General features: G+C 42.2%; 24 protein-coding genes. All 24 read right to left on the reverse strand.

Annotation, left to right across the window (positions count from 1 at the left end):
• Positions 1 to 11 precede the first annotated feature (11 nt).
• Positions 12 to 1,082 carry a dual-specificity RNA methyltransferase RlmN gene (rlmN, locus tag ACZ5Q0_RS00855; RefSeq protein ID WP_446819972.1) on the reverse strand — a complete coding sequence of 357 codons (1,071 nt, stop codon included), beginning with the start codon at positions 1,080 to 1,082 and terminating at the stop codon, positions 12 to 14.
• A complete protein-coding gene (gene rsmB, locus ACZ5Q0_RS00860) occupies positions 1,079 to 2,464 on the reverse strand; it encodes a 16S rRNA (cytosine(967)-C(5))-methyltransferase RsmB (protein WP_446819971.1) in 1,386 nt (461 codons plus the stop codon). The genes rlmN and rsmB overlap by 4 nt, the downstream gene beginning before the upstream one ends.
• 23 nt (positions 2,465 to 2,487) lie before the next feature.
• On the reverse strand, positions 2,488 to 3,162 hold the full coding sequence (locus tag ACZ5Q0_RS00865; protein ID WP_446819969.1) for a zinc metallopeptidase: 675 nt from the start codon (positions 3,160 to 3,162) through the stop codon (positions 2,488 to 2,490).
• Positions 3,163 to 3,165: 3 nt separating this feature from the next.
• Positions 3,166 to 3,918 carry a DUF116 domain-containing protein gene (locus ACZ5Q0_RS00870; RefSeq protein ID WP_446819967.1) on the reverse strand — a complete coding sequence of 251 codons (753 nt, stop codon included), beginning with the start codon at positions 3,916 to 3,918 and terminating at the stop codon, positions 3,166 to 3,168.
• Positions 3,919 to 4,005: 87 nt separating this feature from the next.
• Positions 4,006 to 4,938, reverse strand: a complete 933-nt coding sequence (gene fmt, locus ACZ5Q0_RS00875; RefSeq protein ID WP_446819966.1) for a methionyl-tRNA formyltransferase — start codon at positions 4,936 to 4,938, stop codon at positions 4,006 to 4,008.
• A gap of 16 nt (positions 4,939 to 4,954) precedes the next feature.
• Positions 4,955 to 5,410: a peptide deformylase gene (gene def / locus ACZ5Q0_RS00880; protein ID WP_446819965.1), complete on the reverse strand. Its 456-nt coding sequence runs from the start codon at positions 5,408 to 5,410 to the stop codon at positions 4,955 to 4,957.
• Between the two features lie 12 nt (positions 5,411 to 5,422).
• The gene (priA, locus tag ACZ5Q0_RS00885) at positions 5,423 to 7,810 is read right to left on the reverse strand and encodes a replication restart helicase PriA (protein WP_446819963.1); all 2,388 of its coding nucleotides are present in this window, start codon (positions 7,808 to 7,810) and stop codon (positions 5,423 to 5,425) included.
• Between the two features lie 64 nt (positions 7,811 to 7,874).
• A complete protein-coding gene (metK, locus tag ACZ5Q0_RS00890; protein WP_446819962.1) occupies positions 7,875 to 9,068 on the reverse strand; it encodes a methionine adenosyltransferase in 1,194 nt (397 codons plus the stop codon).
• 25 nt (positions 9,069 to 9,093) lie between these two features.
• A complete protein-coding gene (gene coaBC, locus ACZ5Q0_RS00895) occupies positions 9,094 to 10,293 on the reverse strand; it encodes a bifunctional phosphopantothenoylcysteine decarboxylase/phosphopantothenate--cysteine ligase CoaBC (protein ID WP_464827190.1) in 1,200 nt (399 codons plus the stop codon).
• 8 nt (positions 10,294 to 10,301) lie between these two features.
• Positions 10,302 to 10,505, reverse strand: coding sequence for a DNA-directed RNA polymerase subunit omega (gene rpoZ / locus ACZ5Q0_RS00900; RefSeq protein WP_446819960.1), 204 nt, complete (start codon positions 10,503 to 10,505; stop codon positions 10,302 to 10,304).
• Between the two features lie 5 nt (positions 10,506 to 10,510).
• A complete protein-coding gene (gene gmk / locus ACZ5Q0_RS00905; protein ID WP_446819959.1) occupies positions 10,511 to 11,101 on the reverse strand; it encodes a guanylate kinase in 591 nt (196 codons plus the stop codon).
• A 21-nt stretch (positions 11,102 to 11,122) separates the two neighbouring features.
• A complete protein-coding gene (remA, locus tag ACZ5Q0_RS00910; RefSeq protein ID WP_446819957.1) occupies positions 11,123 to 11,380 on the reverse strand; it encodes an extracellular matrix/biofilm regulator RemA in 258 nt (85 codons plus the stop codon).
• A gap of 33 nt (positions 11,381 to 11,413) precedes the next feature.
• Positions 11,414 to 12,292: a YicC/YloC family endoribonuclease gene (locus tag ACZ5Q0_RS00915; RefSeq protein WP_446819956.1), complete on the reverse strand. Its 879-nt coding sequence runs from the start codon at positions 12,290 to 12,292 to the stop codon at positions 11,414 to 11,416.
• A 367-nt stretch (positions 12,293 to 12,659) separates the two neighbouring features.
• Entirely contained in the window at positions 12,660 to 15,377 is a 2,718-nt protein-coding gene (locus tag ACZ5Q0_RS00920; RefSeq protein ID WP_446819954.1) for a calcium-translocating P-type ATPase, SERCA-type, read from the reverse strand.
• A 123-nt stretch (positions 15,378 to 15,500) separates the two neighbouring features.
• Positions 15,501 to 16,154: a hypothetical protein gene (locus ACZ5Q0_RS00925; RefSeq protein WP_446819953.1), complete on the reverse strand. Its 654-nt coding sequence runs from the start codon at positions 16,152 to 16,154 to the stop codon at positions 15,501 to 15,503.
• A gap of 201 nt (positions 16,155 to 16,355) precedes the next feature.
• Positions 16,356 to 16,742 (reverse strand): hypothetical protein, encoded by a 387-nt coding sequence (locus ACZ5Q0_RS00930; RefSeq protein WP_446819952.1) that lies wholly within the window; start codon positions 16,740 to 16,742, stop codon positions 16,356 to 16,358.
• 24 nt (positions 16,743 to 16,766) lie between these two features.
• Complete coding sequence (locus tag ACZ5Q0_RS00935; RefSeq protein ID WP_446819951.1) at positions 16,767 to 17,618, reverse strand: NlpC/P60 family protein; 852 nt, start codon at positions 17,616 to 17,618, stop codon at positions 16,767 to 16,769.
• Between the two features lie 91 nt (positions 17,619 to 17,709).
• Entirely contained in the window at positions 17,710 to 18,510 is an 801-nt protein-coding gene (locus ACZ5Q0_RS00940; protein ID WP_464827191.1) for a PHP domain-containing protein, read from the reverse strand.
• 389 nt (positions 18,511 to 18,899) lie between these two features.
• Complete coding sequence (locus ACZ5Q0_RS00945) at positions 18,900 to 19,832, reverse strand: dipeptidase (protein WP_446819949.1); 933 nt, start codon at positions 19,830 to 19,832, stop codon at positions 18,900 to 18,902.
• An 81-nt stretch (positions 19,833 to 19,913) separates the two neighbouring features.
• Complete coding sequence (locus ACZ5Q0_RS00950; RefSeq protein WP_054694695.1) at positions 19,914 to 20,174, reverse strand: stage V sporulation protein S; 261 nt, start codon at positions 20,172 to 20,174, stop codon at positions 19,914 to 19,916.
• A 121-nt stretch (positions 20,175 to 20,295) separates the two neighbouring features.
• Positions 20,296 to 21,078, reverse strand: a complete 783-nt coding sequence (locus ACZ5Q0_RS00955) for a TIGR00282 family metallophosphoesterase (RefSeq protein WP_446819947.1) — start codon at positions 21,076 to 21,078, stop codon at positions 20,296 to 20,298.
• Between the two features lie 15 nt (positions 21,079 to 21,093).
• Entirely contained in the window at positions 21,094 to 21,600 is a 507-nt protein-coding gene (locus tag ACZ5Q0_RS00960; RefSeq protein ID WP_446819946.1) for a hypothetical protein, read from the reverse strand.
• 153 nt (positions 21,601 to 21,753) lie between these two features.
• Positions 21,754 to 23,250 carry a ribonuclease Y gene (rny, locus tag ACZ5Q0_RS00965; protein WP_464827192.1) on the reverse strand — a complete coding sequence of 499 codons (1,497 nt, stop codon included), beginning with the start codon at positions 23,248 to 23,250 and terminating at the stop codon, positions 21,754 to 21,756.
• Positions 23,251 to 23,668: 418 nt separating this feature from the next.
• Positions 23,669 to 24,700, reverse strand: coding sequence for a recombinase RecA (gene recA, locus ACZ5Q0_RS00970; RefSeq protein ID WP_446819945.1), 1,032 nt, complete (start codon positions 24,698 to 24,700; stop codon positions 23,669 to 23,671).
• Positions 24,701 to 24,773 lie beyond the last annotated feature (73 nt).

Genomic DNA, 24,773 nt, shown 5'->3' on the forward strand with positions numbered 1-24,773 from the left:
GGGATTAAGATTTAACGCTCTTTTTTCAGGCATAGCTGTCCACAGGCCGCTTCAATATCTCCTCCCCGTTCTTCGCGAATGGTTACATTTAAACCACCCTGAACTAGCCAGTTATAAAATTGCCAGTTCTTGCTACCAGGAGGTTTTTTGAAAGAAAGTGTCTCCACTTCATTATAGGGAATTAAATTTACATTGGCTAGAAGTGGTTTTATCATCATGACCAGTTGGTCCGCATCACGGCGACTGATATTTACATCATCCAGCATAATATATTCAAAAGTAACCCGCCGATTAGTTAAACTAATAAACTCCTCCACCGCAGGAATTAATCGCTCCAGGGGATATTTACGATTCATCGGTACCAGATAATTGCGTAACTCATTATTAGCAGCGTGTAATGATATGGCCAGAGTAACCTGTAAATTCTCCCGGGCTAAACGTTCTATACCACGCACCTCACCTGAAGTAGAAATGGTGATATGTCTTTGTCCTAGATTTATGCCCCGGGGAGCATTTAAAATGCCAATAGATTCCAGAACTGCATCATAATTCAGGAACGGTTCCCCCATACCCATATAGACTACGCTGGAGATAATATTTTCTTCATTACTGCGCAGTCTTCGTGAAAGCTCTTTTTGCGAACCTAAAAACTGACCTGCTATTTCATAAGCTTCCAGATTACGTTTAAATCCTGATAGACCCGTAGCGCAAAATGCGCACCCCACAGCACAGCCTACCTGGGTAGACAGGCAGAGGGTATAACGATTGCGTTCTTCAGGTTGAGGTATCACTACGCTTTCAATTCTCTTACGGTCCTCTAATTCCAGCAAAAATTTGCGGGTTCCATCAGCTGATACTCTTTGTTTCAGCACCCGGGGTATAGCAATAACGGCGGTTTCATCCAAACGCTGTCTGAGCTCACGAGGTATATCACTCATCTCATAGAAAGAACTGGTCTGTTTTTGGTAAATCCATTTATAAATCTGACGGGCTCTAAACCTGGGTTCATTCAGGCTTTCTATATAGTCTTCTAACTCGTTCAGACTCATGCCCAGCAGCTGGGTTCTGCCCTGGTCATTCAAATTGCTTTCCTCCTCATTAAAGCATAAAACATACCATCGGTTCCATATTTACCGGGAATAATAGTCAACATTCCCCGGGAAGCCGCCTGCCGATCCTGTTCATCTAAAGGAAAAAAAGCGATATGGTCCGCGAAGCCATGCATTTCAAAGCGGGGATATTTATTTAAAAAAGCCTCAATTACAGCTTCATTCTCTTCCGTTGCAATTGTGCAGGTTGAATAAAGCAACCAACCATTATCACCCACTAATTCTCCCGCCTTTACCAGCATATTGCCCTGCAGTGACGACAGAACAACTAGGTCTTCTGGCTTTTTATGCCAGCGGGAATCAGCCCTACGGTTTAGCACTCCTAGTCCGGAACAGGGAGCATCCAGAAGAACCCGATTAGGACGTCTGGTTGGATTAGGAATATTTAATACATCAATACATTCAGTCTTAACCACTTTTATTCCCATACGCAGGCAATTTTCCTCTAACAAGCCCACTTTGCGGTGGTACAATTCATAGGCACGAATTTCTCCTTGATCATTCATGTATTCAGCCAGGTGGGTAGCTTTCCCCCCTACACCAGAACACAGATCGTAAACTAATTCTTCAGGCTGCGGATTTAATATGGCAGCTGCTAACATAGAACCCTCATTTTGCACATAAAAATAGCCCTTCTTATATGCATTAAGGTTCAACATGGAGGTATTTAGTTCCTCTATAATTATGCCCCACGGGGTATTGTTAGCAGGTTGACACTGTACTCCCTCCTGTCTTAATAACTCCACTAATCTATCCCGTTTAACCTTAAGATGATTAGCCCTTATGATTAATTTAGGTGCCTGGTTATTATATTCCAGCAGATGCTGGGTGTTTTTCCCCCCTAGTTTATTTACAAATAAATCAACCACCCATTCCGGATGGGAGTAATACACTGACAAAAAAGCTTTAAAATCCGTCTCCCGGGAAGGAAAATTAATCTGTTCCTTGTGCCTGATTAACGAACGCAAGACCCCATTCGTAACTCGGGATAAGGCCACACCAGTTCTTTTCTTGACCAGTTTTACTGCCTCGTCAACTACTGCATAAGACGGTACTCGATCCATAAAGAGAATCTGGTAAGCAGATAACCTTAACACAACTTTAAGCCAGGGGTTGGTATTTTCAATATTTGACTTAAGAAAAAGATTAAGCACCCAGTCCAGGTGCTTTAACATTCGTACGGTACCATTGACCATCTCAGTTACCATACTCTTATCTGCCATACTCAAGGGAGAATGGCGCAGTGCTTTATCTAAGGCCAGGTTGGCAAAAGCACCCTTTTCTGTAACTTCATATAATATATTGGCAGCATAGCGGCGCACCGGAGTTATTGATCGGTCCTGCGCCTTTTCCATTTTATTCACCTCAACTAACTACTTTAGTCATCACTACCGGCAAAAATAGCCAGATAATACAATAGGTTAGCAATAGCCATCAGGGTAGCTGCTAGGTAAGTAAACGCCGCTGCCCCCAGCACCTTTTTAACCATCGGTGCCTCGTCTACCGTAATTAATCCTGATTCACTTAACTGAGCTACTGCTCTCCTTGAGGCATTAAGTTCCACTGGCAGCGTAACCACATGGAATAAAACTACCGCCGAAAAAAGCAATATACCAATAAAAACTAAATCAGCAATATTCAGAAATAGACCCAGCAAAAGTATCGGAAAGGATGCAGAAGAAGCAAAATTAGTTACTGGTACTAGCCGGTGACGAAGTTCCAAAGGCCCGTACTTCTGGTGGTGCTGTATAGCATGCCCCACTTCATGAGCTGCAACCCCTAAAGCAGAAATAGACTGGTTGCCATAAACTGTTTCTGAAAGTCTTACTACCCGGGTGGTAGGATCATAATGGTCGGAAAGACTTCCACGGACCGGTTCGATACCTACACTGGATCCCAAACCATTACGCCTTAGTATAGTACTGGCTACTTCAGCCCCACTATAGCCACGAGATGAACGCACCTGTGAATACCGATTGAAAGTGGATTTTACTTTGAACTGGGCATAAAGGGATATGATGAAAGCCGGCAAAATAAAAATCAAATAGCCCATTATTTAACCTCCTTTACTCATAATATTAAAAGCATCTAGGACTGCTTCAATACTAACATCAGTGTTAACACATGGTCCATAGGGACGACAATTTAATACACCTATAATCGGTAAAAACGCAGTATCCTGAATTCCCAGCGATAAATCCCTCTCACAGGCTACTGCCACTACACCTTCGGGACAGTTTTCCTTGATAAATTTTCTGGCCAGGGTTCCCCCAGTGGCTACTTTTAAAATAGCTTGATGTTCACGAGCAATTTTTTTTAACTCACCTATTTTACACCGGCCACATTCCCGGCAATTATTTACATCAATAGTTATTTTATGTGGGCAATCACTATTTTGCAAACAATGCGGTACCAGAATCATAATCTTGTTCTCAGGTACTTTTACTTTTTTAGAACTAACCAAATAATTATTTACCGATATGAATGAACGTAATATTTTATCACGTGGAATTCCGGTAATCTTGCCCACCATAAGAGTAATGGGGAAAAGCCATTCATTAACTAACCGGATAACATTTTCCAAAGGTGGTATGGATTTGGAGCGTATAATCATCACGGTAATGGCCATAATGCCAATCAGCATTATTACCAGGAGAACAGCTACTAAGACTAATAACACCGATAATAGAATCTGACTAGTCATAAGTTCACGGGTACTGACCAAATACCATAACAATCCAGTTAATAGCAATAAAACCAAAAGGCTACCAGCTAACAGGCCTACATAAATCCGTTTTTTAGTTTCCACCGGAGGCCCCCCTTTTTATCCTCTCTCCCTTCCTTTTTTTCCTCGATAACTTTGCACTATTCCCTTATTATGTTAAATACTAATCGTTTATAATCCTAGAATAACGCCCTCATCCAGCGGGTTTCCCTTCAAGAACTCCCTTGCCGGTATTCTCTTTTTCCCCGCCTTTTGTACCTCTAAAACCTCTAAAACTCCATCACCTGTTTGTACCAAAAATCCTAGCTCGGTTGGACCGATAAACTGACCATTTCCCCCTTTCCCCTGGTGGGAAGATAGACGGCTCTGATAAATTTTTAGTTTACTGCCATTTAAAACCGTATAAGTACCTGGACTAGGACTAAGTGCCCTTATTTGATTATGAATATCCCAGGCGGACTTGGACCAATCGATGACTTCATCAGACCTGTCAATCATAGGGGCATAGTTAGACTGGGAATCATCCTGTTTTGTTCGCACTACCTGTCCCGTTTCAAACATAGCAATGGTTGCCAGCAACAAGCTGGCCCCTTCTTCTGCTAGTACTTTTTCCAATTCCCCGTGAGTAGTATTACTACCTATTTCCATTGATTTTTGCAGAATTATATCTCCGGTGTCAAGACCCTCATCCATAAACATAGTAGTTACACCGACAACAGATTCCCCTGCCATTAAAGCCCTTTGGATAGGGGCTGCACCCCGGTAATGCGGGAGAAGTGAGGCATGCACATTAATACACCCCCATTGCGGATATTCCAAAATATCCCGGGGAATTATCTGTCCATAAGCTGCCACCACAATCAAATCAGGCTGGAGTGATTTAACCAGCTCTGTAGCCTGCGGGTCTTTAATCTTATTAAACTGGTATACTGGTAACCCCAGACGAGTTGCTTCCTGTTTAACAGGTGGGGCTTGTAGTTTTTTACCTCTTCCTCGCGGCCGATCCGGTTGGGAAACTACACCAACCAAATTATAACCGGCTTGCACTAAATGCTGTAAAGATGGCACCGCAAAAACTGAAGTTCCCATAAAAAGAATATTCACATTATCCCCCGCCCTATTATTTCTCACGCCTGATTTCTGTAGCTTTATCAGTAAAAAGAATTCCATCCAGATGATCTATCTCGTGCTGGAAAGCTCGCGCCAACAGGTCAGAGGCCTCTATTTCAACCTCTTCCCCACTACGGTTTAAGCCAGTAACACATACCTTCTGGGCTCTTGGAACTAATCCTACTACCCCCGGTAAACTGAGGCAACCTTCACTACCTATCTGTTCACCTTCCATGCTGGTTATGTTAGGATTTATGAGTTCAATTAAGTTATTTCCCGTATCAATAACGATCATGCGTTTGGAAACCCCGATCTGAGGAGCAGCCAGACCCACACCATCAAAAGCATACATAGTATCTCGCATATTATCCAAAACTCTTATTACACCGGCATTAATATTTTTTACAGGCACAGCCCGGTTACGTAAAACTTCCTCCGGTGTAACAACAACCTGATAAACAGCCATATATTTTCCCCCTTACATAGTACCTAAAGGATTAATGTCCACATCAATTTTTACCTGCGGATATGAACCTGTATCAACTATGTACGTTCCTAGACTTCTTAATAGTACAACATTTTCACCTTTGAGGAAAAATTGGTAGCGATAGCGGTTACGCACTCTGGCAATAGGGCAAGGTGCTGGCCCCAATAGTGTAATCAGCTCATCTCTTTCCAATAACAAGTCCTCTATCCATTTTTTCAAATCTTGGGCTACCTGCTCGGCCCTAGTCTGATTCACCGATGTTACTACGGTACGCAACAAGCTGGTAAAAGGAGGGTAAAGTAACAGCCGGCGCCATTTTATTTCCTCCATAAAATAGCCCGTATAGTCTTGAGCAGCCGCCTTTTTAATTACCGGGTGTTCAGGCTGATAGGTTTGAAATACTACTTCTCCTGGTTTTTCCCCTCTACCAGCCCGCCCAGCTGCTTGAACCATTAGTTGAAAAGCTCTTTCGCCGGCTCGAAAATCTGGTAAATTAATCAGTCCATCTATATCAACAATACCTACTAGAGACACATTAGGAAAATCTAATCCCTTGGCTACCATCTGGGTTCCTACCAGAATATCAATTTCCTGCTCCCCCATAAGCCGTAAAACCCTTTCCTGAACCCCGGCCCGACGACTGTTGTCCAAATCCAGACGCTCAATACGGGCCTGTGGAAAAAGACTTAAGACTTCCTCTTCAATCCTCTGGGTTCCATGCCCACTTTGTTGTATATAAGAACTACCACAAGAACTGCACTGTAATGGTACTGGCATATGATAATCACAGTAGTGACATACCATTTGGTTGAGATCCCGGTGATAAGTTAAACCTACCGAACAATGTGGGCATGTGGATATCATACCACATGCCCGGCACAAGGTCACCGGTGCATATCCTCGCCTATTAATAAATAAAATAACCTGCTCATGATTTTTTAGTGCCGCAGCAATTTTTTCCTGCAATGGTGATGATAAAATGCTTCGTTGCCCGGCTGCAAAATCCTTGCGCATATCAGCAATATATACTTTAGGAAGCCTGGCATCATCTATACGATCACTCATAGTCAAAAGACTGGATTTGCCTGCCAGGGAGCGATGATAGGTTTCAATAGCCGGAGTAGCACTTCCTAATACTAAGACGGCCTTATTCATACATGCTCTTTGACGGGCTACCTCCCGAGCATGATAACGAGGATTTTCTTCCTGTTTGTAGGTATATTCCTGTTCCTCATCTATGATTATTAATCCCAGGTTGGGAATCGGTGAAAAAACTGCTGATCTGGTCCCCAGCACCAGCTGTACCTCTCCATCCCGAATACGCTTCCACTCTTCATAACGCTCTAAATCCGGCAAGCCACTATGTAGTACAGCCATTTCCGGAATACGAGAGGAAAAAATTCCGGTAAGGTGACGGGTCAGGGTTATCTCGGGTACCAGCACTAATACCTGGTAACCATTTCGAATAGCAAACTCAGCTGCAGATAGATAGACTTCTGTTTTTCCGCTACCTGTGACCCCATGGAGCAAAAACTCGGTACCCGTTTGCCTACTAATCGCCTGGATGATACTATTTAAAACCTGGTGCTGCTCATCAGTTAACTGATACGATGGTCTTTGTACCGGTAGTTGCCTTTTTCGAATGGTAAGATATCCCTTATCGAGTAAACTCTTTATACTGGAACGGGAAAATTTTTGTTCCAAGGCACGACAATCTATTTCGTTTTCCATAACTATTTGCATTATCTGTGCTTGCCGGGGAGCACGTTTTTTCAGACGGGGCATATCATCAGCTACATTAAAAATACCCGGGCTGTATACACTGTCTTCTTTATATTCCCGGTAATTTTCATAGGATCCTCCCAGTAGTACAAGGCCCTGTTCCTGTAATTGTTCCAGGCTTTCCCGGCTGGTATACTTCAAGGCAGTACGCAGGGATATTTCACCCTGCTCCCATAAGCGGGTAAAAAGAGCCTTATTATCTAATATCCCAGGGTCATTAGTTGACTCATAACTCTCCGGTTCTACCAAGGGAATAACAAATCGCGACCTCCTTTTATGTAATAAAGGAGGCAACATTGTATTTAAAACCCTGCTGAGGGAACACATATAGTGTTCTGCCACCCATACAGCCAGTTTGAATAATTCCGGATTGAATACTGGTTGTGGATCCAATACCTTAAGTATTGGCTTCAGCTTTTTGACTTCAGTCCTGGGCTGCTCCCCAACAACAAAGCCTTCCAGTTTTCGCCTCCCGAATTCGACCAGCACCCGTTTGCCAAAAACCGCATCTGCTGCCAAATGTTCAGGAATTGAATAAGAAAAAGTGCGGTTTAATGATGGGGAAGGCAAATTGATCAAAACCTCTACCTGTTCCATATAACCTCCCCTATGATCTAAAAAAGGCGGGGTAACCCGCCTTTTTATTTCTGCATTACTAATTTTAAACTAGACCGGCTTGTTTACGAATGGCTTCGGCCTTATCAGTTTTCTCCCAGGTAAAATCTGGATCATTACGTCCAAAATGTCCATAAGCAGACGTTTTTTTGTAAATAGGCCGGCGTAAATCCAAATCACGAATAATAGCTGCCGGACGCAAATCAAAATTGGTACGAATCAACTCCTCGATTCTCTCAACTGGGATGTGATGAGTACCAAAACTCTCTATGCTAATTGATACAGGCTGTGCTACTCCTATGGCATAAGCCAGCTGAATCTCAAGTCGATCGGCTACACCGGCGGCTACCAGGTTTTTAGCTACATATCTGGCTGCATAAGCTGCCGACCGATCCACCTTGGTAGGATCCTTACCGGAAAAGGCACCGCCTCCGTGTCTGGCTACACCTCCATATGTATCTACAATAATTTTACGACCAGTTAAACCACAGTCACCTTGTGGTCCACCTATAACAAATCTCCCGGTGGGATTTATAAAATAGCGGGTTTTATCATCCAGCATATCCTCAGGAATAACTGCCTTTATAACATGTTCAATAATGTCCTTTTGAATAGTCTCATATTCAACCTCGGGGTGATGCTGGGTAGAAACTACTACCGTATCAATCCTGACCGGCTTATGACCCTCGTATTCTACTGTAACCTGTGTTTTTCCATCCGGCCGCAGGTAGGGTATAATTTGTTCCTTGCGAACTTGAGTAAGTCTATAGGCCATTTTGTTGGCTAATAAAGCCGGAAGGGGCATCATTTCTGCGGTTTCATTACTGGCATAACCAAACATCATGCCCTGATCACCTGCTCCGGTAGCTTCCAAACTATCGCCGGATAATTCCCCTTTTTTAACTTCATAAGCCTGGTCTACTCCTAAAGATATATCCTGTGATTGCTCATCTAGAGCAGTAATAACCGCACAGGTTTCAGCATCAAATCCATATTTAGCCCGGGTATAGCCTATTTTTTTAATCGTGGACCGTACTAATTTGGGTATATCAACATAACACTTAGTAGTAATTTCTCCGGCTACCAGTACCAACCCGGTAGTAACCATAGTTTCAGCAGCTACTCGAGCGCCGGGGTCCTGGCCAATGATTGCATCCAGAAGAGCATCGGATATCTGGTCGGCAATCTTATCTGGATGTCCCTCGGTTACGGACTCCGAAGTAAACAAGGTTCTGGCCAATTCCGTCATCTCCTCACATGATATTTTACAATATTTCCACTACCTTATCGATGATAGCCGCAGCTACTTCTCGTTTACTCATTTTGGGTAGTGGTTTTACTTCACCATCACGGGTTATTAAGGTAACTATATTGGTATCGGTTTCGAATCCTGCCCCTTCCTGGGTAACATCATTAGCTACGATGAAATCCAGGTTTTTAGTCTCGATCTTCTTACGAGCATTTTCTACAATATTTTCAGTTTCAGCAGCAAAACCGACTATAACCTGCCGGCCAGTTTTATGTTTACCTAATTCCTGCAAAATATCAGGATTCCCTACCAGTTCCAGTACCCATTTTTCAGATTTATCATCCGGTTTTTTCCTCTTATGGGTCTCGACCGTGGCCACCTTAAAATCACCTACTGCTGCTGAGCCTATAATGACATCACAGGCTGGCTGGTATTTTCGCATTACCTCGCACATTTCATCAGCACTCCACACTGGTACAACATTAACTCCAGCCGGAGGCTCCAACTGGCACCGTCCATTAACCAGTACAACCTCTGCTCCCCGGGCAGAAGCTTCTTCAGCAATGCAAAAACCCATCTTCCCACTGGAGCGATTAGCTATAAAGCGAACTGGATCAATATCTTCGCAGGTAGTACCAGCATTAACCATTAGTCTCTTACCTGCCAGATCTTTTTTAGGATATAACATTTGCTGTATCTCATCATATATATCATCCAGCTCCGGAAGACGCCCTGGACCAGTGACTCCACAAGCGAGCATACCACTTTCTGGTTTCATTACTCGATAACCATACTCATTTAGTATAGTTAGATTTCTTTGTACTGCCGTATTACGGTACATATTACTGTTCATAGCCGGCACTACCAGCACAGAAACCGTGTTAGCTAGTACAATGGTAGATAATAAATCATCCGCAATCCCGTAGGCCATTTTGGCTATAAAGTTAGCCGTAGCCGGAGCGATTACTAATAAATCTAACTGTTCCGCCACTCCAATATGCTGTACTTTAAATTCTTGAGATTCCTGCCATAAGTCGGTAAGAACCTCTCGTCCACTAATAGTTTTAAATGTAAGAGGAGTAACAAATTTAGCGGCACCTTCAGTCATTATAACTACAACATCTAGACCATCTTTTTTAAGTCGGCTAACTAGATCAACAATTTTATAAGCAGCAATACCTCCGGTAACCCCTATGCCAATTGTTTTAGCCATCATAAGCCTCCTTAAGCACCGTTTGATTCATGCCCTATTTTAATTTTCCCTTCCAACACTTCATCTAGTGCTTGTGACACCATGGCCGAAAGGCGATAATCCTCATCGTTCTTCTTGTTTTCAGAAATCTGCCGGGCCCTGCGGGCCACAGCTACAACCACAGCATATTTACTGTTACCTATTTCTATAATGTCCTTAGTGGAAGGAGGAATCATTTACATCACTCCAAATTAAGGTTTTTTATTCGACAACGCTCGGCAGCTATAATAGCATCCAATTTTTCAGCAGCAGCCCTGACTTCATCATTAACAACCATATAATGGTAACCGCTAATATGTTTCATTTCTTCCTTACAACCTGCCAGACGTTGTTTAATACTTTCCTGTGAATCTTTACCCCTCAGGGTTAATCTCCTGGCCAGAACTTTAATACTAGGAGGAGCAATAAAAATAAAGACACCTTCCGGCATAGTTTGTTTTATTTGTAAAGCCCCCTGAATATCTATCTCCAGCCATACATCTTTCCCGTTTTGTAAGTTTTCTAGTACAAAACCCCGGGGAGTACCATATAGATTCGAAAATACTTCAGCCCACTCCAAAAATTCACCCTGTTCAATGCGTTGGCGAAATGTACTACGATCCAGAAAAAAATAATCCACCCCATCTCTTTCTCCCACCCTGGGTTTCCGGGTAGTGGCAGAAATGGAAATCTGGATGTCATCCCGACCTTTTAACAACGCTTCTGTAACCGTCCCCTTCCCAACTCCTGAAGGGCCGGATATGACAAATAAAATTCCTTTTCTGGTTACCACCGTTTACTCACGCTTTCCAATTTAAACTTCGTCTATGTCCTTAGAGCTCAAACGATTAGCCACTGTCTCCGGCTGAACAGCTGAAAGAATAACATGAGCACTATCAGCAATAATAACAGCCCGGGTACGACGTCCATAAGTAGCATCAATTAAAATACCCTTTTCCCGTGCTTCCTGGATGATGCGCTTAATGGGAGCGGATTCGGGACTTACAATAGCAACAATTCGATTAGCCGCGACAATGTTGCCAAATCCAATATTCACAAGTTTAATGTCCATCCTTCACCGGCAAAAAACCGGTTCACCTCCTAATTATTCAATGTTTTGTAATTGTTCCCTGATTTTTTCTAATTCCGCTTTAGCATCAACAACTATCCGGCTCATCTCGTAGTCATTAGCCTTAGAAGCGATAGTATTTATTTCCCGAAACATTTCCTGTACTAAAAAATCACTCTTACGACCTACAGGTTCTTCGGAGGCCATCAATTCATTCAAATGCTGTACATGACTCTTAAGCCTAACAATTTCCTCGGTTATATTAACACGATCGGCAAAGATAGCCGCCTCTTGTAGAATACGCTGCTCGTCCACCATTTCTTTAGCTACCAGCTCTACCATCCGGGCATGCAATTTATCAACATGCTCTTTGGCAACCTCAGGAGATCTTATCTCCAGTTGTTCCACCATAGAAGCGATTAACTGACTTCGCAGCAATATGTCTTTAACCAGATTCTGACCTTCTTTTTCCCGCATAAAAGTTAACTCTTGTACCGCCTCATTAACAGCAACATTTAAGACCGTCCATATCTTTTCCAGATCCTCTGCTTCATCTTCCAGGCTAAAAACCTCAGGAAGCCGAAATAGGTCAATTATTTTAATTTGCGGTGAAATATTTAGATTTTCTGCTATTTCTTTCAAGTAACTATAATAAGCGATTGCCAAATCTTTGTCAACCTTGATATTTCTTGTGGTTTCTTCACTTTTCTCAATATTTATACTGATATCAATACGACCACGCTGGACATATTTTTTAACTTCTTCCTTGATTAATTCTTCAAGGGGTGCATACCTTCTCGGTATACGTACACCGATATCCAAATAACGATGATTAACACTGCGCATCTCGCAGGATACCTGGTATCCAATATCATTAAACTGGCTGCGACCAAATCCGGTCATGCTTTTTATCATAGTTGAAACTCTACCTTTCGCAGCACCTTCTGCACTCCGTATTTAACATAAATAGCAGTGTTTTTGTTCATTAAATATTAGTACCTCCTTTGGCTATTCCTTTTAAGTTAAAGATATGCAGAAATAAGTCATGGCCCTTAACAGGGCCGGTAAATCACAGTCCGTGTACGCCCTATTTGTTAATGCGGTCTTAGTAAGGTTGATAATCATAAGCTCGGTTTCCTAGTGCTGCAGCATAAGCTTAGATCTAATCTTAAACCTTCCTTGCCATATCCCGCCTATAAAGGTCAGGAAAGCAGAGAAAGGCTTTTTAAGCTATTAAGGTAACCGTTAAGATAACAATTCATCGATTATATGCCTATATCTACTAGTACTTAGAACCAATTGTAACATAACCGGCCTGCGAAACAAAAACTCTTTGCCAGATATATACTAGGAATTTGCATATAAATTTAAACCCAGCCATAGACAGGATAATTAACCACTGCCACCAGTTAAGAGGGACGGTGTTAAATATGGCCTGCATAAAAGGCAGATACAAAACACCCATCTGCATACATACAGAAAATAAAACCGCCGCAATCAGGAAAGGATTCGTAAAAAAACCCAGCTCAAATGGCGAAATTTTTTCCGACCGGCATTCAAAAACATAAAAGAGTTGAGCAAAAACTAGCGTATTAAACGCCATGGTTCGTGCTAAAGTCATGTCATTAATTCCGTTAAATTTAAAATAGGTTAGTCCAACAGTAAAACTTATCAGAGTGATCACTGCAATATAAAAACCCCGGCTAACAATTATCCAGCCCAAGCCACGGGCAAATATACCTTCAGTAGCCGATCGCGGTTGCCGTTTCATTATGCCCGGTTCCGGAGGTTCTAAACCAAGAGCCATAGCCGGCAGACCATCTGTAACCAGATTGACCCATAGTATCTGAATCGGCATTAAAGGTAAGGGCATAGCCAGCAACGAAGCCAAAAACATCACCATAACCTCACCAATATTACAACCTAATAAATAGCGTAAAAACTTACGAATGTTATCATATATAGCCCGACCTTCGTAGACAGCACTAACAATAGTGGAAAAATCATCATCAGCCAGTATCATAGCTGAGGCTTCCTTGGTAACCTCTGTACCGGTAATCCCCATGGAAATGCCAATATCCGCAGCCTTAATAGCAGGGGCATCATTAACTCCATCACCAGTCATAGCTACAACATGGTTTTTCTTTCGCAATACCCTGACAATCCGATTTTTATGCTGGGGAGATACCCGGGCAAATATCCGGCTCTGCATGGCTTTTTGAAAAAGTTCATTATCACTAAGCCGGTCTATATCAACCCCGGTTATTATTTCATCTCCACGACTTATACCTATTTGTTGCCCAATAGCACGGGCCGTCAAGGGGTGATCCCCGGTAATCATTATAGGAACTATACCAGCTTGTTTACATTCCTGGACCGATCTTACTGCCCCTTTACGCGGGGGATCAATCATGCCACAAATTCCGGTCATAATTAACCCGCCTTCCGAATCAGTTAAGTTAGGACTGTAAACTTCTGTTTCGGTCAGCGGTTTATAAGCAAATCCCAGCACCCGCAGGGCTTCATTAGCCCAATTCTCCTGCAGGGAAAGTAGTTTATGTCTATCATATTGATTAATAGGTCTTACCTGACCTTCATCATCTACACTGGAACATAGATCTATAAAGCTATCTAAAGCTCCTTTAGTAAATAAATAATAACGACCCTCCTTTTCAACTACAACACTCATCCGTTTGCGCTCCGAATCAAAGGGAATTTCACTTATTCTTTTAAAAGACTGATCAAAACCGGCCTTATGGGCCATAACCGCCAAAGCTATTTCAGTAGGGTCACCATCTACTTCAATACTTTTTCCTGCCTTTTGCACCTGGGCATTATTACAGTTTTGGGCAATTTCCATGAGCCGGGCCAGGGTAGGATTCTTGTCTACCTTATAAGGCTTTTGCCCACTTAGAAAATTCCCCTTAAGATCATAACCTTCTCCCTCTACGGATAGTATTTGTGCTAAGCTGGCCACCTTCATCACGGTCATTTTATTCTGGGTAAGGGTACCTGTTTTATCCGAACATACAACAGTAGTACATCCCAAAGTCTCTACTGCCGGTAGTTTACGGACGATAGCATTACGACGGGCCATTCTTTGTACACCCATCGCTAGAACTACAGTAACAATAGCTGGTAATCCCTCCGGTATGGCAGCTACTGCCAGGCTTACACCGGCCATGAACATAGTCAGTGGAGCCTCGCCGCGTAAAATACCCAGCAAGGTAACTATACTACATACTACAATACAAATAATTATTAGGATTTTGCCCAACTGGTCCAGCTTAACCTGTAAGGGCGTCAATGTTTTCTGGGTATCTTGCATCATAGCAGCAATCTGCCCCATAACAGTATTCATCCCAGTTTGAACGACTACGGCTTTACCCCTTCCCCGGGTTACTGCCGTACCCATAAACACCATATTACTCTGATCTGCCAGCGGTGTATCAAATTCTGGAATTACAGCACTATGCTTTTCTACCGGTACCGATTCCCCGGTAAGAGCCGCCTCATCAACTTCTAAGCTAAAAAGCCCCATTAACCGGGCATCGGCTGGAATCCTATCACCCGCTTCCAGCAAAATTATATCACCTGGTACCAGACCTTCTGCTGGAATTTTGTGCGGTCGTCCTCCCCTGATTACATGGGCATATGGCGAAGCCAGTTTTTTTATTGCTTCCAGAGATCGTTCGGCCCGGTATTCCTGAACAAAACCAAGTACGGCATTTAATATTACAATTGCCATAATGGTAATGGCATCAGCCATGGCACCAATAGCTCCGGAAATAACTGTCGCTCCTAACAACACCAGCACCATAGTATCGGTAAATTGACTTAACAATATATTAAGGGGGCTGCTTCTATCGCCTTCCCGTAAACGATTAGGGAATTTCTCCTGTAGAATCTTTATCTGCGATTCCTTTACGCCCGCCTCTGAACTATCTAATTGAACCAGTATTTCTTCAACAGATTTTTGATGCCAGGCATGATTTGACATATTGCGCCTCCACTGTCCTTTTTGACAAATTCTTATTCAAATCTCATCAATAAAAGAACCTGAAAGAACAGTGAAATTACTTAATTAATATTACAAATCACTTCCGAATTCAATAAAACACTTTTATAGACTGCCTCCCAACGCTTCTGCTGGGTTAATATGCCTGGCAAGATTATTACAGTGTTCTGCTCCGAAGCGATCCTCCTGAACCGTAGTAAAAAAAATCATGGAACTATTTTGGTAACAGGAATCACAAGTTATATCCTCATAAATACCGTATGATTTTAGAACAAATTCCGAGACTCTATCTCCAAAAAGTAATAAATAACGGGGACTTAAAATGTCTATTTCCTCTAATAAAAAAGATAAACAAGCCATGATTTCTTCATTACCTGAATGAATAATAATACCATCACAGACCCGTCCAGTAAGTAGACACTGGTAGTCTTTATCTAACAACTTGTTTTCAGCATAGCAACTGATGTTCTGCCGGGTTGTGCAAGCTTTGGCAGCACACCTCACCATAAACGTATGGTAAACCTTTTCCACGTTAAAAGCCCTTTTGACCATATCGCGTAATTTGATTATCCAGTTTACATCCAGAGTAAAGCCCTTGTCTGATTCAAATACCAGCATTAATTCCGGTTCCAGTTCCCCTTTACCCAGTGAGGGTCTGCGTATACACTGGGTAAGGTGCTTACAACGCTGACAGGTGCATATACGGTCTTCCATATTGATAATTCTCCGAATGTTCTGCTCCCTTATCCCCTTTGTCATGGTTCCCCTCCCCCGGATTTTCCCCCTATAAAAATTCCTTTATTTACATGATTTTCGACATAAGTTGGCTAACATCCTGCCTGGTTACAGAAAAAGGTAACAACCATGGCTAGAAGGTTGTTACCTTTTAAGATCTTAAAATTAAATTTTTCCTAGTATATACATTAACTATAGATAATGTATATAGTTCAAACAACATCGCTAAATTTTATACAGGTACTCTCTAGTACGAGTATTAATTCCCCAGGTAGAATCGGTTAGTTTAGCAGAAATATAAAGGCGTAGATTATCATCTAGATCAGGATCCAAATTATCAATAATTAGATAAAAGGCCCTTAATATATCTACCAAATTCATAAACAATCTATCTACCGGTACTTTTTTAAGATATGCATCCTTCTTCCCATAATAATAAATCATACGCTTGAGTACCCAGGCTATTTCTGCATTTGACCATAATCGTTGGTCAATAATTTCATCCATTAGTTTTTCGGGACCAATTGCATATTCCCTCTTTTCGAGAGCTTTCCATTCCTCACTAGTAAAAACTGTAGATGGAATCCCCAAAATATATCTTTCTTCCTCCATCACAGAACCTCCTAATATCTATAACTAATTTATGATCCTTCGCGCCCCGGCATAGGTCCTCCCATAGTATCCTGCACTTAGGGAAGAATATATAACACCACCACTACGGGGTGAACTGGAATGGATAAATTGGTTGTTGCCTGTATATATGCCTACATGGTCAATACTTCCTCCGCCAGCAAAGAACACCAGATCACCTGGCAATAGATTATCCCTGTTTACATGGACTCCTGTTCCAGCTTGTGAGGCGGCTGTCCTAGGTAGATTAATGTTGAACTGGCTAAATACATACTTTACAAATCCGGAACAATCAAATCCTCCTGGCCCCTGCCCTCCGTACCGGTAAGGTGTACCTAAATACTGTGCGGCCGTTTCTAACACCCGTGCAGCAGTGACAGAGGAACCTGCCCGTGAAGGCGTAGAAGTTGAAGCAGCACTAACCTTTAATACCTGTCCAGGGTAGATTTGATCATTATCCATATTATTAATAGCTATTAATCTATCTACAGTCATACCATACTGTCGAGAAATTTTCCATAGATTATCCCCGGCTTGTACACTATAAGTCGTCAATCCAGGTATTAAATCTTCCGCTTCATTTTGGGCTGCTACCTCTGGTTCAGGGGCAGCCTGATTGGATGTAGTCGGCTGGTTAGCAGCCTCTTTAAGAATAAGCTGCTGATTAATCGACAGGAAATCAGTTTGCAGGTGGTTTATGAGTTTTAATTGTTCAACGGTTGTACTGTTTCGGTTAGCAATGTGCCAGAGAGTATCTCCTGCTTTAACCGTATAAAGATTCTTTGCCAGGGCTAAATTAGTTTTAACTATCATTACCGTGAATATTGTTATTAATATTATTATTCCATATTTTTTCATATTTACCTTCCCCTCATTAGTCTATGCCAAACAAATGGTATATTCTACATGAGTAGGAAAGTTTCCTGCAAATTCGTTTTAAAATTTTAATTTATTTGTCGATTGCCTCCAGGGCTAGCATCTGCTGGTGTTTAATACCGGTACATCCTAACCGTCCCCGGCTTTCCCCGCTACCATGAAAATCAGATCCACCCGTAACTACCAGACCATGTTTTTCACTAAGAACCAGTAATTTTTTCACCTGGTCAGGGGTATGTTCAGGGTAATATACTTCTATCCCCCTAATTCCCATCTTAATAATTTTCTCGGTAATGTTTTGCCTGTCAATAAGACCAGGATGGGCTAATACTGGTACACCTCCAGCCTGTTTTATTAAACTAATAGCCTCTTGTGGTAGAAATTTATACCGGGGGATATAAGCAGGCTTACCGATACCTAAATACCTATCAAAAGCCTCTTCAATTGAAAAAACATACCCTTCTTCAATCAGAGCCATTGCTACATGAGGTCGCCCTACCGATTCACCTTTGGCAAACTTCTCCACCTGCTGTATTTTTATGTTTAGTCCCATACTGTTCAAGCGATTAATCATTTTATAAGCCCGTTGTCTCCTGGCCTGCTGGATCTCCTCCAAACGTCTGCTTAATCCCGGGTAGTAATAATCAATAAAATAGCCTAAAATATGCACTTCGATGCTTTCTATTTCGGTATTCATTTCAATACCAGGAATTAGGACCAGATTAGAATAGTATGACTTAAGATGTTGGAAGGCGACAGGTAATCCCGATACTGTATCGTGATCAGTTATAGCCACTCCCTTAAGTCCTAATTCATGAGCAGCATCTAAAACTTCCTGCGGGGTAAGCAGCCCGTCTGAGGCCGTTGTATGCACATGTAAATCATATAACATAAACCTGTTTTCACCACTATCTTACATTAATATTATGATTCCACTAGACAAACACCGGTTATAAATACTCCGGCTCCACGCTCCCCATAGGAAACACCAACTGCTGGTCGGGCGGCTCCAGCGGGACCGGGCAAATTCACATCCCTGTTCAACGAGCTTATTGGTTAAGGATAGCGAACACCGATGGTGCCTAGGGTTCGCGGCCCTGGAGCTTACCCGCGACACCCATGTCACCCGCCCCTTCCTGCTGCGCTTTCGTTTCTACCATACTACGCTTAACATCCCTCTCCCATCTAATTCGGGTCTTAGGCTGTAAAACATACTATTTACTATTAAATAGTATAACCGGTACCAGGGAAACCAGTAGCCGCTTAGTTATTTAAAACCTGAGAAATTACCCGGAAAGCATTATCGTGACAGATCAGAGCAACTTCGCGTTTCGAGAGCCCCTTTTGGGATAGAGCAGTTAATAGACTTGCGTATTCCTGGACTCCGGGTAGTACTACATCATCGGCCCCGTCAAAGTCTGAACCTAAAGCAACATGTTCCACCCCAATCAGCTCAACTATGTAAAGGATGTGATCAACTAGTTTTTCCAGATTAGCCTCATTATCGCTGCTAACAAAATCACTCACCTGGTTGATGCCTACTATACCGCCATTTTCAGCCAGGGCTTTTAGCTGCCTATCATCCAGATTGCGGTTGTGATCACAAAGGGATCTAGCATTGGCGTGAGTCACCAAGGCCGGGTAGGGGTAAATTTCCAGCGCATCATAAAAACCGCGCGGGGCTATATGGGAAAGGTCTAACATTATCCCCAGTTTCTCCATCTCCCGAATTACTTGCCGGCCTTTTTTACTTAAACCGCCCGCGTTTAGGCCTTCACCTATTCCATCCGCAAATTGATTGCGAAAATTCCAGGTTAAACCCAGGCTACGTAAACCTAGACGATATAGAAGATAAAGTATATCCATATCATGTCCCAGGGCTTCGGCCCCTTCCAAATGAAGAATAAGTCCCAGCCGATGCTGATTCTCGTCCATTTCCAAAGCGTGGCCGGTGTCAACCAGAAATAGGTTGGGCTGGTTTTCCTGCAACTGCCTGTGAAAGTACTCTACCTGCTGGCATACCTGACGTAAGGAAAGATTAGTATCGGCACAACTGGCAAACATAGCGCAAAACTGCACACTAATACCAGATTTTAAGGCTCTTTCTATATCAAAATGCCCACTATTGGAATACAGCTCTTCGCCCCGTTCATATATTCTGGATATGGTATCACAATGTAAATCTATTATCTTCATTTGGGCCTCCTAAATAAAAAACCTGCACTTACGGCAGGTTTTCGCACCTATTTTAAGTAGTCCCAGAGAGCAAATAACTGTTTATCTTGGTTCAATAATTAATTTAATAGCTGTTCGCTCTTCTCCATCAATCATAATATCAGTAAATGCTGGTATACATATCAGATCCATACCACTCGGAGCAACAAATCCTCTAGCAATAGCAATAGCTTTAATAGCTTGATTTATCGCCCCAGCCCCAATCGCCTGTATTTCTGCTGCACCTTTTTCCCTTAAAACCCCTGCTAGTGCACCTGCTACTGAATTTGGGCTGGATTTAGCTGAAACTTTTAATACCTCCATCCAATAACCTCCCTCAATTAAACTTCGCTTTATTCGCATTAAGTTGCTCTCCTTAATGTATATTCTAAACGCGCCTTCTAATTCCTTCTTTTTGAGGAAGGTTTTTGGATAAATTTACATGTTAATCTGATAATTGACAGGATATGCGCGATATTTTACCTACCTGATTATTATCATCCTCCAGCTCCAGTATTATACCCTGTAACTGAACCGACCCGCCGGCGACTTCAAAACGAACCGGACGTTGGGTTAAAAATCTTTGCAATACTAAATCTTTTTTCATACCCAGAATTGAGTCCACCGGCCCCGTCATCCCTAAATCAGTAATATAAGCAGTTCCTTGCGGAAGAATTCTTTCATCAGCCGTTTGGATATGAGTGTGGGTACCTACGACCGCAGTAACTTTTCCGTCAAAATAATAACCAAAAGCCTGTTTTTCAGAAGTTGCTTCGGCATGAAAATCCACAATGATATAATCTACCGGTTCCATATTTTTGATAACCTCCTCTACTGCTACAAAGGGGCAATCCAGAGGCGGTAGAAAAACCCTTCCCGAAGCATTGATTACAGCTATCCGTTGGTTAAATCCAGCCGTATATATATGGTATCCTTGTCCAGGTGTTTCCCCCGGATAGTTAATAGGTCGTATTAAACGGGGTTCGTCATCAGCAAATTGGAAAATCTCCTTATTATCCCACACATGATTCCCCATAGTCAGAACATCTATTCCTGCATTAAGTAGTTCGTGCATAACTTCCCGGCTTAATCCCCGGCCTCCGGCGGCATTTTCCCCATTGGCTATTACAAAATCTATACGATTATCGTTAACTATCCCTGGCAGCAATGATCGTATCGCCCTTCTTCCCGGACGACCAACAATATCACCAATGATCAATATGTTCAACTATGTAACCTCCACTTATCTTTGAAATACAAAAACCCTTCCATTTTTACGGTAGGCATAAAAATACCGGGCTTTACCTTCTTCCTCCTTTTTTATGGTCTGCAAAAGGTTGTGCTTTATTTTTTTGGCCAAAGAATCTTCAGTTATCGAGTTTCTATCTTCTGCAACCAGTTTATCTTTAAAGAACTGCCTGGTTATTCCCATAAAAACCTGTATTTCTTCATCACTAAGTGTATCAACATCCCGGTAAAATCGCACCAAGGTTATATCCTCACACCTGATTAGTTCAAGTTTTATAAAACGCGAACTATTACTATGTTTAACATTATGAAATAGTTTAAGGCTGTGGTCTATTGTTTCCCGGAAACGCTTTGCTATTACATATTCCAGATGACCCTGTATGGCTAATTCTAACATAATATGATCAACACCGGCACGATATCTAACTGCATTGAGATCAGGATATTTCAATGAAATATTAAGAAATAAATCCAGACCATTATTATTCTCATTATTCTCCATTTACCATCTTCCCCTTGATCTGCATATTATAAACTTTTTCGTCAGGGCCAGAATGAATTCCTCCCTTTTAGATGCTGGTAAATAGCAGTAATAATGGCCATAAAAAACAGGGCTTAAATGCCCTGCTTTTATTCATAGTTAATTTTATTTAATTTATTTAGCATATTCTACGGACCGGGTTTCTCTAATAACAACTACTTTGATCTGGCCGGGATAATCCAGATCCTTTTCCACCCGGTTGGCAATATCCCGGGCCATTTTAATGGCCTGTAAATCATCGATTTCTTCTGGTTTAACTATTATACGTACTTCACGACCAGCCTGGATAGCAAATGATCTATCGACTCCATCAAAAGAATCAGCCAAATTTTCCAACTTTTCCAGACGTTTAATATAGGCTTCCACCGTTTCTCTTCTGGCTCCTGGTCGTGATGCTGATACAGCATCAGCCGCCTGAACCAAAACCGCTTCGATCGATTGCGGCTCTACATCTCCATGATGGGCCGCAATAGCATGAATAATTTCCTTGCCCTCTCGATATTTTTTAGCCAGATCCACACCAATTTCTATATGTGGACCAGAAACCTCATGGTCAACAGCTTTACCAATATCATGTAACAATCCTGCCCTCTTGGCTAACATAATATCTACTTCTAATTCTGCTGCCATAATGCCAGCCAAATGTGAGACTTCGATTGAATGTCTTAGAACATTTTGGCCATAACTGGTACGATACTTGAGTCGACCCAAAAGTTTTATTAACTCTGGATGTAACCCATGTACACCCACCTCAAAAGCCGCCTGTTCTCCGGTATCCCTAATCTCCTGTTCAATTTCTTTTTGAGCCTTTTCCACCATTTCCTCAATTCGAGCTGGATGGATTCGGCCATCAGAAATGAGATTTTCCAAAGCCACCCTGGCTACTTCGCGGCGGATGGGGTCAAATGATGACAATATAACTGCCTCGGGTGTGTCATCAATAATCAAATCTACCCCAGTAAGGGTTTCAAACGTCCGTATATTACGCCCTTCTCTGCCAATTATTCTTCCCTTCATCTCATCATTAGGAAGAGCTACTACTGAAACCGTAGTTTCGGAAACGACATCAGCAGCACACTTCTGTATAGCCAGAGATATAATATTTTTGGCCCGCTTATCAGCTTCCTCTTTAGTTTCGGCTTCAATATTTTTTATCATAAGGGCTGTTTCCTGGCGGATCTGATTTTCCACATTACTCAGCAGAATATCTTTAGCTTGTTCAGTAGTTAATCCGGATAAACGTTCTAATTCCTTCAACTGCTGGGTAAGAACCAACTGCAAATCATTCTGGGTTTTTTCAATTTCCCGTTCCTTATCGTGTAAATTGTGTTCCTTTTTTTCAATCAAATCATTCTTTCGATCCAGAACTTCTTCTTTTTGCAGTATTCTGCGTTCAATGCGGTCCAGCTCGCGCCTGCGCTCCCGAATATCTTTCTCTGCTTCCTGTCGGTTGCGATGAATTTCTTCCTTGGCCTCCAGCAGAATCTCCTTTTTCTTAGCTTCCGCCTCTTTGGTAGCCTCTTCAGCGATGCGAGCAGCTTCCTCTTCGGCACCCCGAATACGGTTCTCCGCTATCAGGCGGCGGCCATAATAACCTGCTGTAATCCCCACCGCCAAGGATAAAATAATAACTATAAAGCTGGTAAGTGTATTTATGCGGTTCACCTCCTATAAATTAGTACGGCTCTTTGTTAAAATCGTCTTAACATTAAAAAAACCGAGTTTACACTCGGTTTAATTTCTGAAGTCTCGGATTAATTAGACTCGCCAATGTAATGGATAGAACGCATATTTTTATTTCCACATTCGCCAATATGCATCTACCCCGCTATACATCAGATGAAATCCTAATCACCCACTAACCTGAACTTTAGATACACTATACCGCTATTAAATGAACGGGAACGAACCTTCCCTATTTTACCTTGCATCTATCTAAGAGGTATAATACCTGTTGAATCTATGTTCAAGTCATTGCTAGACTTCAAACCAGAGCTTATCTAAATTTTAGTAAGTTTAAACTACAGTGTCAAGCATCGTCGGACTCCTGTCCCTTAGGGACCTGGTTAATATTATCCCGAATCCGCTTTTCCAACAGATTAAAAAAGTCCGGGGTGCTTCGAATGTACTCTTTGGCATTTTCCCGGCCCTGCCCCATTCTTTCCCCCTCATATGAATACCATGATCCACTCTTTTGTACTATTTCTAGATCAGTGGCTATGTCTAGGAGGTCTCCTTCCCGAGAAATTCCACTACCGAACATAATATCAAATTCAGCAGTTTTAAATGGAGGTGCTACCTTATTTTTAACGATCTTAGCCCGGGTGCGGTTACCAATAATTTCCGTACCCTGTTTTATCGACTCACCTCTACGTACTTCTATACGTACAGATGAATAGAATTTAAGAGCACGCCCACCTGTAGTCGTCTCACTATTACCATAAATTACCCCTACCTTTTCCCTTATCTGATTAATAAATATGGCACAGGCTTTCGATTTACTAATATGGGCGGTTAGTTTGCGCAGGGCTTGTGACATTAACCGGGCCTGTAGTCCTACGTGAACATCTCCCATGTCTCCATCCAGCTCTGCTTTAGGGACCAAAGCTGCTACGGAATCGATTACCACTACGTCTATAGCCCCACTGCGCACCAGGGCTTCACCTATTTCCAGAGCTTGTTCACCTGAATCAGGTTGAGCTACCAGTAAGTTATTAGTATCAACTCCTAAACGCTTAGCATATAACGGATCTAAAGCATGCTCAGCATCTATAAAGGCTGCCATACCTCCTTGTCTTTGCGCCTGGGCAATAGCATGTAAAGCGACGGTAGTCTTACCTGAAGACTCCGGTCCAAAAATCTCAATGACTCGTCCCCGAGGTAACCCTCCTACCCCTAGAGCCAGATCGAGAGATATACAACCGGTCGGAATAACTTCCACACTCATAGCAGATGCTTCTCCCAACCGCATAATAGAACCCTTACCAAATTGCTTTTCAATATTGCGAATAGCGTTATTCAACGCTTCTTGCCTACCTTGGTTTATCTCCTCTTTCTGCACAGGATCCCTCCTCAAACATACGTTCGCCTTGTTTAGATTATATTAGAACCTGGTTACACCGTCAAATTATTTT

This window comes from Syntrophomonas erecta subsp. sporosyntropha (assembly GCF_055395365.1).